Below are 16,820 nucleotides of genomic sequence, written 5' to 3' on the forward strand. Positions count from 1 at the left end.
TCACTCCGGACCCCTGACTTCGAACTACCTTGGCACTTCAATTTTTTTAATGATCTGATGTACAATATCACTTGTGGTTAACCCTTCCATTTCTTTTTCTGGTGATAATAAAATCCGGTGAGCCAGTACTGGGGCTGCAACAGCAATAATATCTTCAGGTGTAACAAAATCGCGGTTTTGAATAGCAGCAAAAGCTTTTGCACTATGTGCAATCGCAAGTGATGCCCTTGGCGAAGCACCCAGATAAAGTGATGAATTGTTACGGGTTTCGTTTACGATTTTAGCAATAAACTCCAATAATTTTGGTTCTACAAATAAATTCCTGATGATTGCCCTAGCCTCCTTTATCTGTTGAACAGACAATACTGGTTTTACTTCGTTTAATAATGTTTTATTAACTACAGTGTGTTGAGCCAGCAAAATTGCAGTTTCCTCCTCTAGCGAAGGGTATTTAACCTCTATTTTGAATAAAAATCTATCCAGCTGCGCCTCAGGCAGGCGATAGGTTCCTTCCTGCTCAATCGGATTTTGTGTGGCCAATACCATAAAAGGCTCATCCATAATATAAGTATGCCCATCAATAGTTATCTGGCGCTCTTCCATTACTTCGAACAAAGCCGATTGGGTTTTTGCAGGCGCACGGTTAATCTCATCAACCAGAATAATATTGCCAAAAATTGGCCCTTTTCTAAATTCGAAATCCCCTGTTTTGGTATTAAATATTGGGGTTCCTAAGACATCTGAAGGCATTAAATCGGGGGTAAACTGTACCCTCGAAAATTGCGCATCAATAGATTTAGCTAGCAGTTTTGCACTTAGCGTTTTAGCTACTCCGGGTACACCTTCAATTAAGATGTGTCCGTCGGCAAGCAAACCAACAATTAAGAAATCAATAACCTGTTTTTGGCCAATAATGATATTTCCAAGTACATTTCTGATCTGATTTACCGCTTCATTTAAGGCGCTTAAATCGGTACGTGGGTTAAATTGTTCTTGTTCCATTGCTTTGCGTATTTTTATAAAACTGTTCTATACTTTCGTTTAAATTAATCAATTGTGTATCACTTAAGTCGCCCATTGTTGGCGTTTGCATAAAATGTTTGGTTAGGGTTATAGCCAGGGCTTCGTTAATACCTGTTTTCTCCATGAGTACCTGCGCAAATTTGCTGTCGATATCATTGGTCTTTAGATAATATCTTGTCCTTAAATATTCTAAAAAATAATTGATCTTTTTTAGGGCTATATCGAGGTTGTTGCGTTCGTGATAATAAACGCTGCCCACTACATTAACAAAAGCCAATGAGGAATTGGTAAGGGGATCGGCAATTGGAATAATTCTTTGCCTGCGCTTAATATCGTACAACACAAAAATTATTAAGCTAAATATGGACAGATAATAGGCGAACTTCAGCTCAGGGTGTTTAAAGAATACCCTGAGCATATCGGTGGTCGTGTTCTTTTGCGTAGAAAAATATTCATCAAAAATGAGCTGCTTATTTCCGTGCAAGTAACTTAAGGTTTTGGCGGCATATTCTGCACCATATTTATTCAGCAGGTTAAAATTAGTGTAAAAACCTGGCTCGGCAATCAGGTAAAGATTACCCTTACCGTAGGTATAGCAGATAAAATTAGGCTTGTTATCGGCATTTACACCAAGTATTGTGGTTTTACTGGTATCAACTTTACTAAAATACTGGCTGCCAATCCCTCTTTCAAAACCGTAGTTTGCATCCGTTTTTAATTCTGGATTGGTAAAATTTAAGGTGCTTCCCTCAGGAGACATTGCGGTAGAAGTTTGTATTTTAAGTTCCTTACTTATTTTTCCTAAATCGTAAGTAGCAATAAATACGTCATTACCCGTGTGCATATATTTTATCAACTGCTCAAGATCAGTTTTACTAATGTCTGTCTTTAGCGCAACAATTATATATGCGGTTTTATTGAATTTTTTAGATTTTAAAGTGGTATAAACAGCAGTTTTTGACCGTTGAATACGTGCTGATGGCAAAATATCTTTGATTCTATTGTATAGTATATAAGTACCATAAGGGATTTTATCTTTAGTGGCATATGTTGGTGCCCAATTTGTTGGTGTAGGCTTGTTATACTGCGCAATTAAATAACCCAAGATTAGAATGGAGCCGATAATGAGATATATTTTGTACCCTTTCATTTAATCTGCTTGTTAAACTGGTTAAACAATTGGTTAATGGGGTCGAATTTTACCTCATCAATAGGGAAATCGCCATACCAGATATAATCGAACTGCAGGGTAAGCTGGCTAAAATCGTCTCTCAGCTCTGGCTTACTGATTTCCATTAAATAATTATAATTGGTTTTATCGGGCTGCCATTGGATAATTTCAGCATCGCTCAATTTTTTTAGTGCCCTCAGGTACAAAAGCCTAACAGCCAAACGGAATTTTCTTTCGGCAACTAACCTTTGTAATTCTTGTTCATAATCTATCTCGTGGATGTTTTCTGTAATTACATCATATGGAAGGATTGTTTCTTTCGATTTTTTAGTAAAGATTTTTTCGGCACCGATCACTTTGATTACAATGAATAAGATCAGCGCAATACCGAGTCCGATAAAAATATACCGGGAAAAAATGTTAGTTGCGGCTCCCTGAAACAACTGTCCAATTACATTCCAAAACCATAACCAAAATTTATCCCAAAGTGATAGCTGTTGTTGACCAATTTCGTCGTATTGAAACTCTTTTTGCGCTTTATAATTGCTTATGGCATCCTTATCAAATTTTGATACCACAACCTTACTGCTATCTGTTTTAATTACAGCAGTTACAGGCTTGGGTTTAACAGTCTGCGCCTTGTTGATTACTGGAATAAAAAACAAAATACAAACAAGAAGATATCGGAATAGTGCACGCTGCATTTTAATATTCTTCAGGTCTGGTATCTATAGGTTTTTCGGTATTGCCAAAATTAGAAATCCGTTCCATTAGGCCGATGCTTTCTTTTTGTTCAACCAAACTGAAATAGGCCAATGAAATGGTAATGATGGGGATGATGGTAAATACCTGGCATAACGACTGTAAAACAGTTGTAATCATGGTAAGTGTTAAAGACATGTGTGGGGTTTTATGTGTAAACATGCCAATCATATTAAATAAACTTGTAGGTAAAACAATCATGCTCATACAGGCATAAACAATAATCCATACTACGATCAGCGTACCGAAAGTAATCCAGAAATTATCTTTAATAATTTTGAAACTCCTGTTAAATGAATAACCTAATGAACCATTTTCGATTACCATTATCGGGAACATCATGGCTATATATGGGAATAGCCAGAAGCCAGGTACGAGGCAAAACATAAAGGCAAAACATAACAGGATAATTAATAGGATAGAACTACCAAAAATCCTGAAAAAATAATATTTAAAGTATCCCCATACCTCATCGGTGGTTGGTGTTTGGTTCCCTTTCTGTACGTATATAGCGATATATGATAGTATGGCGACACTCATACTGGCATATGTTGCTAAAGAGAATAAAATAGATAAGAAATACTCTAACCCATATAAAGCCGAAAAACCTAAGCCTTTGGTATTTCTTCCATTACCGATGGTATTGATGATGTTAACCATTTTGTATTGTTGCAATAACATGGTTAACATACTAGCAAGTACAAATAGACCGCAAAATGTGAAATATATTTTAATGAGGGGCTTAAAATTTTGACGCATGAAGGTAAAGGTGTCGTTGATCACCTGCCCGAAATCTCTTCTTTTCTTAAATTCAATTTTCCCTAGCATGTTAATTTAGTGTTGCTTGTTTATTGTAGATTTTTATGGGGTATATAAATACATACCAAATAATGAAAGCTGCAGAAGATAATAATATAAACATACTTAACCACACAGGCATTTCAGTATGTCGTGTAACAAAACTTTCAAAAAAAGCTGCCACTATAAAAATTGGTATCAGGCCGATCACAATCTTTAATCCATCCTTTGCACCTTTTAATACAGATGCCATTCGGGTATAGGTTTTGGGGAATAAAAGGCTATTGCCTAAAATTAAACCAGCCGCACCTGCCAAAACAATTGCGGATATTTCTAATGTTCCGTGAATCCAGATAACCAGAACCGATTGAAAGCCTAATCCCTTGCTAAAAAAGAAATACTGGAAGGAGCCCAGCATTACTCCATTTCTAAATAGCGAAACGATAGACCCAAATGAAAATATAATACCCAAAACAAAGGTATATAGTGCAACATAAATATTATTAACCCCAATTTGCATAAACATCATAAACTCATTACTTTGTTTATAAACCCCAAATGGATCACCTTTGGCAATGTTTTCATTTGTCATGTTTACATAACCATCGCCCATAATCAATCGTACAAAGGTATCATCGTATTTGGCCGATAAAGCACCAATGGCACAAGAAACCAAGAAAAAGGCCAACGCATAAAATACCTGTTTTCTGTGTTGTAGAAATATTAAGGGAAGTTCTGTTTTCCAGAAATGGATAAACCGGTTCGATTTTTCCTTTTTGTTTTTGTAAACGGATTGATGTAATTTAGAGGCTAAACCATTGAGATAAGCTGTTGTTTTCGAATTTGGATAAAACGTTTTTGAGTAAGCTAAATCGTTAGTGATTTCGATAAACTGATTGGCCACTTCATCAGGGTTTGCCTGTTGCATAGAATCATAATGTTGCCACTTCTTCGAATTCTGTTTAACAAATAATGCTTCTCTCATTTATAGGCCTTACCAAATCTTGGGTTAAAATAGCTAATTTTTTATGGAAATGAAACCAACATTGGTTTCAAATCGCTTCACCCACCTGAACAAATATACATAGATGAACAATCTAAATATGAAAATATAAGAAAACTTTAGTTTAAAAAAATAAACATCAATCTGCAGCTATTATCTTTAAAAAAAATTATGTTTGAATATGGATAGCATCAGAATTAGCACAGCTCAAAATATTGATATTGATTACGAAATTGCCGGCCTTGGGGAACGGATAGCCGCAAGATGTATCGACCTGGCTGGATTTATAATTCTTGCTGTAATTACCCTGGTGATAATGGGAGCTGCACAAATGGCAATGTCTGGAAGTGCTGCAATAGTTATTTTCTTTATTTTCCTCGCAATTTTTGCTTTCTACGATCTGGTTTGCGAAATCACCATGGATGGTCAAACTTTGGGCAAGAAGGTGTTAAAGATAAAGGTAATCAGCATTGATGGTACACAGCCAACTATAGGGCAGTATATTTTTAGGTGGTTATTTCGGATGATTGATTTTGGCTTTCCTTTTGGCTGGGGCGTTGTTGCACTGGTTTCGGTCGCGGTAACTAAAAATCATCAACGATTGGGCGATATATTGGCCAAGACAACGCTAATTAAAACTAAACCAAGAACCGAATTTTCTAATGTAGCTTTCAGTTTTAATTTACCTGAAGAATATGAACCGCAGTTTAAGGAAGTTTTGCACTTAAATGATAGGGATATAGAGCTTATTCATGAAGTGTTAACAGGTTATTACCAAACAGGAAATGCCGATTTAATTTATGCTATGGCCAGCAAAACCAAAGCACATATTTTTGTGACGATTCCGAGTGGAATGAACGAGTTACAGTTTTTAGAGACCGTATTAAAGGATTATAATCACCTTACAGCCAATATGGGCGTTTAGCTAAAAAACATTTTGTGCACATAGCTGATCATTACAAAATTACCAATTGCAATAACCAATATTCTAAAGATAAAAGAACGTTGTTTGATTTGAAGTTTATACAATAAACCAGCTGAGGCAAACAAAATCAACAAGGGAATAGTAGGCGGATAAAGCGACCAGCTTTTTGATAAATCGCCTTGAACAAGGGCGATAAAAGATCTTTGAAAGCCACAACCCGGACAATCTATGCCTGTTAAAGCTTTAAATGGGCAGGCGATTAAATGATTTTGCAGCCAATCAACAAAGTTGATTAAGCTGCAAAATATAGATATGATAAACATTCTTGAATTAAACTACAGGGGGAGGGGTGTCGTTTGGAGTGCCCTGATTATCAGAAGGTTTGCTAAAAGGATTGTTTGGGCTGTTAAAAGGGTTATTTGGATTATTGAAAGGATTGTTTCCAAAACCGCCGTTTTGTGCTTCTGCTGCCGATGGACCTAAATATTTGGCATCGCCAAAACCTAAAATTGGCCAAAATATATAAGGGAAAATAATCAGACCCACTGTAAAACCTTCTGATTTACCAAAGCTTTTGCTTAGTAAGTTTATTGCCCAGATTCCAAATACAAAATTAACACAAGGGATAAGTAGCCATAATACCCAGATCATCGGTTTACCAATAATCTCAATCAAAACGATTACGTTATAGATAGGAATAATTGCAGCCCAGCCCGGTTTGCCAGCTTTTTCGAAGGTTTTCCACATGCCAACAATTGCAATAACAATTACTGCCAGGTAAACAATTCCGCCTACAATACCAATCCCTGCGGCTGCTCCGCTTGATTCATACTCATTCATAATTTACTGTTTTTAAAGGTGATTAATTTAAATAGTTAAACTAAAGTAATTTTTTTAATTTAAAAACAGAATAAACAAGACGTTAAATTATTTCAACACAGTAGTCACTTTTGGTAATAAAGCAGTTGCCCATTCAGTGTACATTTTAGCGCTTGGATGCAATCCATCGCTAGCCACTAACGATGGGTCGGTTGCCGCATTTCTCGATGCAGGTGTGATATTTGTGTAGCTCACACCAGTTGCAGACGCTATTTCTTGATTTGCTGTGTTAAAACTATCAATTTCGGCAGCAATGGACGCTTGATTCCTTCCTGAGTTTTTACCAAAGGGGGTAGTTCCCCAATCGGGTATAGAAACTACGAAAACCTTATTTTTATTACCTCCGGCAAAAACGATTGCAGTTTGTAACAATTCTGTGAACTCCTTTTTGTAGATATTTATTGGGTAACCGCGGTATTGATTGTTTACGCCAATTAAAAGCGTTACAAAACTAAAGGTGCCGGTTAAGTTTTCTTTTTTAATGCCCGCCTGTAGTTCGTCTGTAGTCCAGCCGGTTACTGCAATAATTTTTGGATCTGCTATGCCGATGCCTTGATTTTTTAATAAAGCTTGAAGCTGATAAGGAAAAGATTCTGCCTGTTTAACCGATTCGCCGATGGTATAAGAATCGCCAAGGGCTAAATAGGTGAAATTCCCAGTTGTTTTTGGTGTATTTGTAGCTTGATTGATCGTCGGTTCGCTAATCATGGGGGCTTTTTTTGTGCAGCCCGAAGTTAAGAAAGAAAATAAAACGGCGCTTAATAAAATCTTCATAACCTAATTTACGAAGTAGTGTTAAGCTTAGTTTTATTTCAATAAAGTAATTAGCCGCTGTCTAAAAACAGAATCGGTAATAATGCTGGCTTCAAAATTTCCAAAATTGCGTTTAATCATCTCATTCTCTTTTTCAGTTAAATTATTAAAGAAAAATGCACACGATAATTTCGCCTCACTTTTATCTGTTACATAGAATGCATCTGTTGCAATGAAAGCTGTCGACCCACCTTTTTGTCCCAAATGTTTAAAAGCTGCCTGGTTACCTGGGTAAACCATAGGCCATTCCATAATCTGATCTAATACGCCTTGAGTCCTGGATTTGAAGTAAGTTCTGCTGTTAATCTTCTGCATGATCTTCACATAATCAGCCGCAGTTGAAGCTACCAATCTATCTGACCAGATTTTCTGTAATCTCAACGATAGTTTTTTGAAACTGAAAGTTTTGATGAATGCTGAATCTGTTTTTAATTTGATATGATTGGTTTTGCAACGTTTTCTGTATTCGTCCATTGGCATGGCCCCCAGCCGAACAGCCCATTCTTCTTCATCGATGTTTTCTGGCTTAAGGCACGTCATTAATGCGCCTGCAGTAAAATAGTAATAAGGATTATGTTTTTGAAGTTTTAGTGTTTTGATGTTACGATTGATGTTGGCTAAACCTAATAGATCTTCGAGATATTCGGTGTTGGCATTAGAACTAAATCTAATCATACCCTGGGCAATCTGTAATAGAGAAACGCTATCTTCTTTTTTCTTTTTTATTGATTTCATCCATTCTGTTTGGGCGCCGCCATCGGTAAATGGAATGTAGTATTTATTTAATTCGCTTATTGCGATATTTTGATCTGCATCTATCTTTTTATCAGTTACTTGATTCGCAAACTCAATGGCAATAATGGTTTTAGCTACGCTAGCTACTGGCATTAGTTGATTGCCGCTAAAATTGAGAACTTCTTTGTTATTCTCAATAAGTACAATTGATGCTCTTTGGGGATTGTCTTTAATAAATTTGATTATTTCATCTAAGTTTTGTGCAGAAACATGGGTTGCAATTAGCACTAAAATAAAGATAGAAATAAGTCTGGTCATTAAATAAGTTTCATTTTAAAGAGTTCGGCAATATGATTCTTTAATTTTCCTTTTACCTCTTCCATATCAAGTTTATAACCGAGTTCTTTTGCTAAAGAAGTTACCGCTTTATTATCAATGCCACAGGGCACTATATTTTTAAAATAATCTAAATCTACATTTACATTAAAAGCAAAACCATGCATGGTAACCCAACGGCTGCAGCGAACGCCCATAGCGCATATTTTACGTGCCTTTTCGTTATCAGCATCTAACCACACTCCTGTAAAACCAGGATAACGGCCTGCTTCTATTCCATAATCCTTTAGGGTAAGAATAACGGCTTCCTCTAGGGTGCGTAAATATAAATGGATATCAGTAAAGAAATTATCAAGATCAAGAATCGGGTAGCCCACAATTTGTCCTGGGCCATGATAGGTAATGTCGCCACCACGGTTTATTTTATAGTAAGTCGCATGTTTATCCTTTAATCCCTGATCATCTAATAATAAATTTTCCGGATGCCCGCTTTTACCCAAAGTGTAAACATGTGGGTGCTCGCAAAATACAAGATGGTTTGGGGTAGGCTTATTGCTATTGTTTACACGATTTTCTGTTTTAATGGCTACCGTTTTATTGAGCAAATCTTCCTGTTTATCCCAGGCTTCCTGGTAGTCTGTTAAGCCCCAGTCTGCAAAAGTAGTTGGCACTAAATCTGTTGCAATTGCTTTTTCCGCTGTATCGTTCATCTCCATTTATTTTAAGAATTGCTGGCAACATAGCCTAACATGTAACTGTCTTTTGTTTTAAAGTAATTAACGGTGAGCTCCCGCGTACCTGTTGGCAGTTCTACCAATGCATTTAATGAGCCTTCGTTTTTTAACTTAAAAGGTTTAATATGGATATGCTGTTTAAATTCTAAACCTTTTTTTCCGTGCCATTTATAAATGGCCTCTTTAGCACACCACGCCACGTATAGGCCATCAGTATTATCTCCGATCTGTTTTTGGGCAAGCTCTACATCGCTTAAAAACTTATGTTTAATGCTTTTTATTTTATGCTTAATCATTTCAATATCAACCCCCACAGCATGCTCTTTACTAATCATTACGGCAGCATAATCATAAGAATGGCTTAACGAAATATGGTAATCGAAATTCACCAGGTAGGGCTTGCCGTGTTCATCAAACTGGCAGTCGATATACTCAGTAGTATTCAGCATTGTTCTCAATAACAACCTCGTACTTAGCCAATGCAATAACCGCTTACCGCTGTTTAACGACGAAATAATATCATGTTCATGCTGTTTAAGCTGCAGTCCGGCCAATAACTCTTCTTCTGTTTCCTCAATTTTCCAAATTGCTAAAACAGAATGCTGATCAATATTTTTGTTGTAAATTATTGGCATTGATTAAATTGGAGATTACATGCAAAATTATCTTAAATAAATGATAATTTAGGCCAAAAATACGTATAAAAATGATATTATCTGATAGCAGGATATTAGAAGAAATTGAGAAGGGAACAATCATCATAGAGCCTTTTAAACGCGAATGTTTAGGAACCAACTCATATGATGTTCATTTAGGTAAATACCTGGCTACATATAAAAGTCGTGTGCTTGATGCGAAGGCACACAACGAAATCGAGCATTTCGAAATTCCTAAAGATGGTTATGTCCTTTACCCTGGTACCCTCTATCTTGGTGTTACTGTAGAATACACCGAAACACACGGACATGTGCCTTTTTTAGAAGGTAAAAGCAGCACCGGCCGTTTAGGTATCGATATCCACGCAACGGCAGGTAAAGGCGATGTTGGTTTTTGTAACACCTGGACATTAGAAATTTCGGTAGCGCAACCTGTAAAAGTTTATGCCGGAATGCCAATTGGCCAACTCATTTATTTTGTTGTTGAAGGTAAGATTGAAACAATGTACAATTCAAAAGGTAACGCCAAGTACAACAATAAAACCACCAGGCCGGTAGAAAGTATGATGTGGAAGAATAGGTTTTAACAATTTGCTTAATCGGTTAGTCGCCAACAGCTAATAGAAAGCTGATATCTTTTTCTTTTTTGAAAATGGAAACCAGCATGTAAATCGGGAGCCGATGTTGTTGTCGGGCTTATAATTGGCAGTTTTGTTCTCTTGGCACTACACTTTGTTCCTAAACTCGTATTGCGGCGAACATCCCGATTTTTTCATCGGGATAAAGCGAGCAGGGCTGCCAACCTCCAAGCACCATAGGCCACTCATTTCCTAATCCTAAAATACTAACATCAGTTGAAGCGCATGCCGTTCATTTCCAAACCAATTAACATATAACAACAATTTTTCATCATGAAAGTTGGCTTATAATGACCTTCATAGCTCTGCCATTTAATAAATAAAGCAAATTTGTAACGGTTAACTAAAAACTTAGAAGTCAAACTAAATTTCATGGTAACTTCATAAAAGTATGCCTTAGGTTTTGTACCTTGACGCGTATTTATTTGTTACCTAACCACATGAAACTCAAAATTACTCTCGCAATCAGTTTTCTATCTCTGCTTATTGTTTTTGGTGCATTTAAAATGGATGATGATCCGTTTAGCCAACTCTTACAAAAACTCGAAGATTACACTAGTAAATATCCTCAAGAAAAGGTCCATTTGCATTTAGATAAGCCCTATTATGCCATTGGAGATGATATTTGGTTTAAAGCCTATGTTGTAAACACTAAGACTTCGGCTCCCTCGGGCATTAGCAAGATCCTGTATGTAGAGCTCATCAATGAAAAAGATTCGCTAAAAAAACTGGTTAAATTACCCATTATGGGAGGGATTACCTGGGGCGATTTTAAGCTAACAGATTCGCTTGGTGAGGGTAACTATAGAATTAGGGCATATACCAATTACATGCGTAATTTTGGCACCGAATTCTTTTACGATAAGACAATTAAGATCGGGAATAGCTGGGCTAACAAAGTTTTTACAAAAACTTCTTACAACTTTACCAAAGAGAATAATGCAGATAAAGTGACTGCAACCGTTCATTTTGAAGATAAAAATGGTGTTGCTTATAGTGAAAATGAAGTAAGTTATGAAGTTCAGTTAGATTATCGTACCGTTACAAAGGGTAAGGTTAAAACCAGTTTAACAGGCGACGCCGTAATTAGTTTCACGAATAACCAATCTTTTCAAAGTAAATCAGGGAAGATTATTGCGACCATAACACTTGATAATAAACAAAAAGTAATCAAATCTATTCCAATTACTTCCACATCTAACAATGTTGATGTACAGTTTATGCCAGAGGGAGGAACGCTTGTTGAAGAATTGCCGCAAAAAATTGCCATTAAAGCGGTTAACGCTGATGGGCGGGGCGAGGATGTTGAAGGCAGCATTTTAGACGATACGGGAAATGAAATTACTTCTTTTTCTACCAATTATCTGGGCATGGGGAATTTCGTGTTTAATAATCAGGTAGGCAAATCGTACTCCGCAAAAGTTAAGTTTAAAGATGGGTCTGAAAAGACAATTAAACTTCCGGTAGCCGCTAAAAGCGGTTATGCACTTTCTGTAAATGCTTTAGATACAGGTAAAGTGGTGGTTAAAATTATGGCTAGTGCCGATCTTGTGAATAGCGATGAACTAAAAGTTGTTGCGCAGCATGGGGGCAATGTATACTACGGCTCTAAGGCTAAAATGGATAAACAAGTACTAGTGGCCAATATTCCGAAAAAGAATCTGCCAACCGGTATTGTTCAGTTTACTTTGTTTTCGAGCAGCAACCAGCCTTTAGCAGAACGTTTGGTTTTTATAAATAACAAGGCCGAATTAATTGACGTATCACTTAGTGCATCCGAAGTTTCTACCTCTAAAAGAGGAAAGGCAGCTTTTACTTTTAATGCAACTAATGATAATAAACCCGTTTTAGGCAGTTTTTCGGTAGCAGTTACCAATGCCGCAAAAGTTATGCCTGATGAGGATAATGAGTCGAATATGCTCACCTCCTTGTTACTTACGTCTGATCTGGCTGGCTACGTAGAAAAACCCAATCATTATTTTTTAAAGGATGATCTACAAACACAAAAAGAACTCGATAACCTAATGCTTACCCAGGGCTGGAGAAGATTTCTTTGGAAAAACATCATCAATAATGTTGGGCCAAATATTACCTACAAGCCCGAACAGTCTATTACCATTAGCGGAACAGTAACAAAGGGCAACAAGCCTGTGCCTGGTGGTAAGGTAATGCTAATGGCTACGAAAGGAACCATGTACATTTTGGATACGGTAACAAATGCTGAAGGAAAATTTGTTTTCGATAATTTAAGTTTTGGCGATAGTACAAAATTTGTGGTTCAGGCAAGAACAAAAACAGAAAGAAAATTTGTAGATATTAATCTTGATATTGTTCCTGGCCAGATTGTAACCAAGAATAAAAATGGAGCCGATATCGATATCAATGTGAATAATACTTTGATGAAGTATATTAAAGAAAGTGATAACTATTTTAACGAGATGACCCGTTTGGGCTTGCTGGAGCGGACCATTAAACTCGACGAAGTTACGATTACCGAAAAGAAAAACCCTGCGAAAAATTCATCCAACTTAAATGGTGCCGGTAGGGCCGATTTTATTATGACAGCTGATCAGTTATCCACTTGTGTTACCTTATCTCAATGTTTGCAGGGCCGTTTACCAGGTGTAATATTTAGGGGAAATGTGCCATATCTGATGCGTAGCCAAGACACACCAATTCGTATTGTTGTTGACGGGATGCAGATGGAGGCCGATTTTCTGGATAATGTTACCCCTATGGATGTAGAGTCTATCGAGCTGTTAAAAAGTATCGGTAATACGGCAATTTATGGTTTGCAAGGCAGTGGAGGTGTAATTATTATCACCACTAAACGTGGCGACGGGGGAAGAAGTACTGCTCGTTATGCACCAGGTATTGTAACCTTTAATCCAAAAGGATTTACGATTTCAAGAGAGTTTTATTCTCCAAAATATGATGCGGCAAGCTCAAGTAGCCGGACTGATTTAAGAACTACTATTTATTGGAACCCACAGGTTGTTACAGATAAAGATGGAAAAGCACAATTCGAATTTTATAATGCAGATGAGCCTGGAACCTATCGCGTAGTAATAGAAGGAATAGATGCATTAGGGCATTTGGCAAGAAAAGTTTACACTTATGATGTTAAATAGAGAAAAATAGATAAATTTGAATTAGTATGCATGCATAGCTTATGCTTAGGTATATTTTATATCTTGATACTAAATACTTTAATCTTGATACCATTTAACATATGAATACAATAAAAGTAAGTGTTAAAGATCGCTTGGCAACCATCACGTTAGATAGAGGGAAATCGAATGCCTTAAACCGCGAGCTGATTACCGAGCTTGATGATATACTTAAAAATATTACCGCCGATGATAACATTGGTGGTGTAATTTTAACCGGAACAGCACCTTTCTTTTCTGCAGGATTGGATTTGGTAGAACTTTATAACTATAACGAAGAAGAAGCTAAATCTTTCTGGCAGTTGTTTCTGGGTTTTACAGCCAATATGGTTTCGTTTAAAAAACCAATAGTAGCCGCAATTAGTGGCCATAGCCCAGCGGGTGGGTGCGTAATGGCTTTAGCCTGCGATTATCGGGTAATGGCAGAAGGCCAATACATTATTGGCTTAAACGAGGTTCCGGTAGGTATTATCGTACCCAATAGCATTTTTCAGTTGTATGCCTTCTGGATTGGTAGAGCCGAGGCTACCCGCAGTTTACTTTCTGGTAAGTTGTATAATCCAGAAGAAGCTTTAAAGGTTGGTTTGGTAGATGAGTTGGTAAAGAACGAAAGTTTGTTAACAGCAGCCGAACGCAAGATTAAAAAATACATGGAGCTGGAAAGTAATACATGGTCGCAAAGTAAATTAAATATCCGCGAGGAATTAATTGCTGCCGTAACTGCAGATCAATCTGCTACTTTAGAAAAAATGTTAGCACAGTGGTGGTCGCCCGCAACGCGCCATATCTTAAAAACAATTTTAGCCAACCTGCAGCGGAAGTAGCTTTCAGTTTCTGGTAATTGCTTCGCAATTAACCTACTTGAACAGTTAACTATTCCGAACAATTTGGCAATATAACAATATCAACATTTAACCCGTTTAGCAATTAACCGATACCCATTAACCAAATTAATTATGTTCAACTATAACTCACCAATGCTCAGAGAAGACGCTTTAAAAGGAAAAACCATTGTAATTACAGGTGGTGGAACGGGGTTGGGGAAAGCAATGGGCGTATATTTTTTGAAATTAGGAACCAACCTGGTAATTACAAGCAGGAAGCAGGATGTACTGCAAAAAACTGCCGATGAAATGGAAGAAAAAACAGGTGGCAAAGTACTGGCCGTTGCCTGTGATGTTAGAGAAGTAGCACAGGTAGAGAACGTATTGGCCAAAACTTTAGAAAAATTTGGCTCGGTTGATGTATTATTGAACAATGCTGCCGGTAATTTTATCTCGCCAACAGAACGCTTATCAGCCAATGCATTTTCATCCATTATCGATATTGTTTTAAAAGGAACGGTTAACTGCACGCTTACCTTTGGTAAACATTGGATTAAGGAAAAACAAGCGGCAACAGTTTTAAATATAATTACCACTTATGCTTTTACGGGCTCAGCTTATGTTGTACCCTCAGCTTGTGCAAAAGGTGGTGTTTTAGCGCTAACAAGATCTTTAGCTGTAGAATGGGGTAAATATGGTATTCGTACCAACGCGATTGCTCCAGGTCCGTTTCCAACAAAAGGCGCATGGGAGCGTTTACTACCTGGCGATTTAGCCAAAAAATTCGATTTTAAAAACCGTGTACCCCTGAAAAGAGTTGGCGATCACCAGGAACTCGCCAATTTAGCTGCATTTCTGGTGAGCGATTTTTCAGGCTATATTAACGGCGAAGTAATTACTATTGATGGCGGTGAATGGTTGCAGGGCGCGGGCCAGATGAACGGCTTGGAAGCTATCCCGAACGAAATGTGGGATATGCTCGAGCAAATGACACGGAGCGCTAAATAAAGCCATTACCTGATACACACTACTTATTACTTGATGCCTGCTACTTCCTACTAAAATATTATCTTTGCCCATATGAATATCTTACTTTTAGGTTCAGGCGGCAGAGAAAGCGCATTCGCTTGGAAAATAAGCCAGTCTTCGCACTGTGATAAACTAATTATTGCTCCGGGTAACGGTGGTACAGGGGCTTATGGTACAAACATCAACATCAATGTGAACGATTTTGATGCCATTAAAAAAGTAGTGCTTACCGAAAACATCGAACTCGTTGTAGTAGGCCCCGAAGAACCTTTAGTAAATGGTATTCACGATTTTTTCCTTGCCGATAAAGCCATTGCGCATATCCCGGTTATTGGTCCTAAAAAAGAGGGTGCCATTTTGGAAGGAAGTAAAGATTTCTCTAAGCAGTTTATGGAGCGTCATGGTATTCCTACTGCGGCTTCAAAATCTTTCACACCCGAAACTTTGGAAGATGGTTTGGCTTATCTGCAAAACCATGCTTTGCCTGTTGTTTTAAAAGCAGATGGTTTGGCAGCAGGTAAAGGTGTATTAATCTGTACCGAAACCATAGAAGCCCAGGAGGAATTAAAACTGATGCTTGGCGGTAAATTTGGTGCAGCTGGTGCAACAGTAGTAATCGAAGAATTTTTAAGCGGGATCGAACTTTCGGTATTTATTTTAACTGATGGTGAAAATTATATTACACTACCTTCTGCTAAAGATTATAAACGGATTGGTATCGGCGATACTGGTTTAAATACTGGTGGTATGGGCTCGGTTTCTCCGGTTCCTTTTGCCACACCAGAATTTTTGGCTAAAGTAGAAGAACGCATCATTAAACCAACAGTTGATGGTTTAAAGAAAGATAATATCGATTACACAGGTTTCATCTTTTTCGGACTGATTAAAGTAGGGGAAGAGCCATTTGTAATCGAATACAATGCACGTATGGGCGATCCTGAAACAGAAAGTGTAATTCCCAGAATTGAAAATGATTTGGTAGAGCTGTTTTTGGCTACAGCCAGCAAACAATTAAACCAAGTGAATCTGGTTATTTCTGAGCAAACCGCGGCTACTGTAATGATTGTGGCAGGTGGCTACCCAGGCGATTACCTGAAAGGTAAAGCCATTACAGGAATCGAAAACTTACGTCATTCTAATGCATTCCATGCTGGAACATTGTTAGAAAATGATGTGGTGAAAACAAATGGTGGAAGGGTAATTGCCATTACCAGTTTGCAAAAAGATTTGTTTACTGCCTTACAATCAGCAACTGCTGATGCCGGCAGAATTTATTTCGACGGGAAATATTTCAGGGAAGACATCGGTTTTGACTTAATTTAAA

At 37.4% G+C, this 16,820-nt stretch carries 17 protein-coding genes; 6 read left to right on the forward strand and 11 right to left on the reverse strand.

Annotated elements, in window-relative coordinates:
• Positions 1-24 precede the first annotated feature (24 nt).
• From HDC90_RS06005 to HDC90_RS06025, 5 genes are read right to left on the reverse strand one after another with little or no spacing between them, the layout of a single operon-like run.
• Positions 25-1,002: a MoxR family ATPase gene (locus HDC90_RS06005; protein ID WP_184464873.1), complete on the reverse strand. Its 978-nt coding sequence runs from the start codon at positions 1,000-1,002 to the stop codon at positions 25-27.
• Positions 983-2,173, reverse strand: coding sequence for a DUF4350 domain-containing protein (locus tag HDC90_RS06010; RefSeq protein WP_184464875.1), 1,191 nt, complete (start codon positions 2,171-2,173; stop codon positions 983-985). Before HDC90_RS06010 ends, HDC90_RS06005 begins: the two co-directional genes overlap by 20 nt.
• Positions 2,170-2,898 (reverse strand): DUF4129 domain-containing protein, encoded by a 729-nt coding sequence (locus tag HDC90_RS06015; RefSeq protein WP_184464877.1) that lies wholly within the window; start codon positions 2,896-2,898, stop codon positions 2,170-2,172. Before HDC90_RS06015 ends, HDC90_RS06010 begins: the two co-directional genes overlap by 4 nt.
• Before the next feature lies 1 nt (position 2,899).
• A complete protein-coding gene (locus HDC90_RS06020) occupies positions 2,900-3,784 on the reverse strand; it encodes a hypothetical protein (protein ID WP_184464879.1) in 885 nt (294 codons plus the stop codon).
• A 1-nt stretch (position 3,785) separates the two neighbouring features.
• Complete coding sequence (locus HDC90_RS06025) at positions 3,786-4,739, reverse strand: stage II sporulation protein M (protein WP_184464881.1); 954 nt, start codon at positions 4,737-4,739, stop codon at positions 3,786-3,788.
• A gap of 199 nt (positions 4,740-4,938) precedes the next feature.
• On the opposite strand from HDC90_RS06025, the gene HDC90_RS06030 reads away from it, so the two are divergent.
• Positions 4,939-5,682 carry an RDD family protein gene (locus HDC90_RS06030; protein WP_184464883.1) on the forward strand — a complete coding sequence of 248 codons (744 nt, stop codon included), beginning with the start codon at positions 4,939-4,941 and terminating at the stop codon, positions 5,680-5,682.
• On the opposite strand, the gene HDC90_RS06035 is transcribed toward HDC90_RS06030, so the two are convergent.
• From HDC90_RS06035 to HDC90_RS06060, 6 genes are all read right to left on the reverse strand, one after another.
• Positions 5,679-6,005 carry a DUF2752 domain-containing protein gene (locus HDC90_RS06035; RefSeq protein ID WP_184464885.1) on the reverse strand — a complete coding sequence of 109 codons (327 nt, stop codon included), beginning with the start codon at positions 6,003-6,005 and terminating at the stop codon, positions 5,679-5,681. The two genes, HDC90_RS06030 and HDC90_RS06035, sit on opposite strands and share 4 nt — an antisense overlap.
• 7 nt (positions 6,006-6,012) lie before the next feature.
• Positions 6,013-6,522 carry a DUF5684 domain-containing protein gene (locus HDC90_RS06040; RefSeq protein WP_184464887.1) on the reverse strand — a complete coding sequence of 170 codons (510 nt, stop codon included), beginning with the start codon at positions 6,520-6,522 and terminating at the stop codon, positions 6,013-6,015.
• 87 nt (positions 6,523-6,609) lie between these two features.
• Positions 6,610-7,335 (reverse strand): SGNH/GDSL hydrolase family protein, encoded by a 726-nt coding sequence (locus HDC90_RS06045; protein ID WP_184464889.1) that lies wholly within the window; start codon positions 7,333-7,335, stop codon positions 6,610-6,612.
• Positions 7,336-7,368: 33 nt separating this feature from the next.
• Positions 7,369-8,427, reverse strand: a complete 1,059-nt coding sequence (locus HDC90_RS06050) for a serine hydrolase (RefSeq protein WP_184464890.1) — start codon at positions 8,425-8,427, stop codon at positions 7,369-7,371.
• The gene (gene lipB / locus HDC90_RS06055; RefSeq protein WP_184464892.1) at positions 8,427-9,155 is read right to left on the reverse strand and encodes a lipoyl(octanoyl) transferase LipB; all 729 of its coding nucleotides are present in this window, start codon (positions 9,153-9,155) and stop codon (positions 8,427-8,429) included. The genes HDC90_RS06050 and lipB overlap by 1 nt, the downstream gene beginning before the upstream one ends.
• Positions 9,156-9,166: 11 nt before the next feature.
• Positions 9,167-9,814 (reverse strand): 4'-phosphopantetheinyl transferase superfamily protein, encoded by a 648-nt coding sequence (locus tag HDC90_RS06060; protein ID WP_184464894.1) that lies wholly within the window; start codon positions 9,812-9,814, stop codon positions 9,167-9,169.
• A 71-nt stretch (positions 9,815-9,885) separates the two neighbouring features.
• On the opposite strand from HDC90_RS06060, the gene dcd reads away from it, so the two are divergent.
• From dcd to purD, 5 genes are all read left to right on the forward strand, one after another.
• Positions 9,886-10,422, forward strand: a complete 537-nt coding sequence (gene dcd / locus HDC90_RS06065; protein ID WP_184464896.1) for a dCTP deaminase — start codon at positions 9,886-9,888, stop codon at positions 10,420-10,422.
• A 491-nt stretch (positions 10,423-10,913) separates the two neighbouring features.
• The gene (locus tag HDC90_RS06070) at positions 10,914-13,604 is read left to right on the forward strand and encodes a carboxypeptidase-like regulatory domain-containing protein (RefSeq protein ID WP_255497507.1); all 2,691 of its coding nucleotides are present in this window, start codon (positions 10,914-10,916) and stop codon (positions 13,602-13,604) included.
• Positions 13,605-13,705: 101 nt separating this feature from the next.
• Positions 13,706-14,467, forward strand: a complete 762-nt coding sequence (locus HDC90_RS06075) for an enoyl-CoA hydratase/isomerase family protein (protein WP_184464898.1) — start codon at positions 13,706-13,708, stop codon at positions 14,465-14,467.
• Between the two features lie 132 nt (positions 14,468-14,599).
• Positions 14,600-15,475 (forward strand): SDR family oxidoreductase, encoded by an 876-nt coding sequence (locus tag HDC90_RS06080; RefSeq protein ID WP_184464900.1) that lies wholly within the window; start codon positions 14,600-14,602, stop codon positions 15,473-15,475.
• A 72-nt stretch (positions 15,476-15,547) separates the two neighbouring features.
• Positions 15,548-16,819 (forward strand): phosphoribosylamine--glycine ligase, encoded by a 1,272-nt coding sequence (gene purD / locus HDC90_RS06085; RefSeq protein WP_184464902.1) that lies wholly within the window; start codon positions 15,548-15,550, stop codon positions 16,817-16,819.
• Position 16,820 lies beyond the last annotated feature (1 nt).

It is taken from the genome of Pedobacter sp. AK013 (assembly GCF_014205835.1).
GTDB lineage: Bacteria > Bacteroidota > Bacteroidia > Sphingobacteriales > Sphingobacteriaceae > Pedobacter.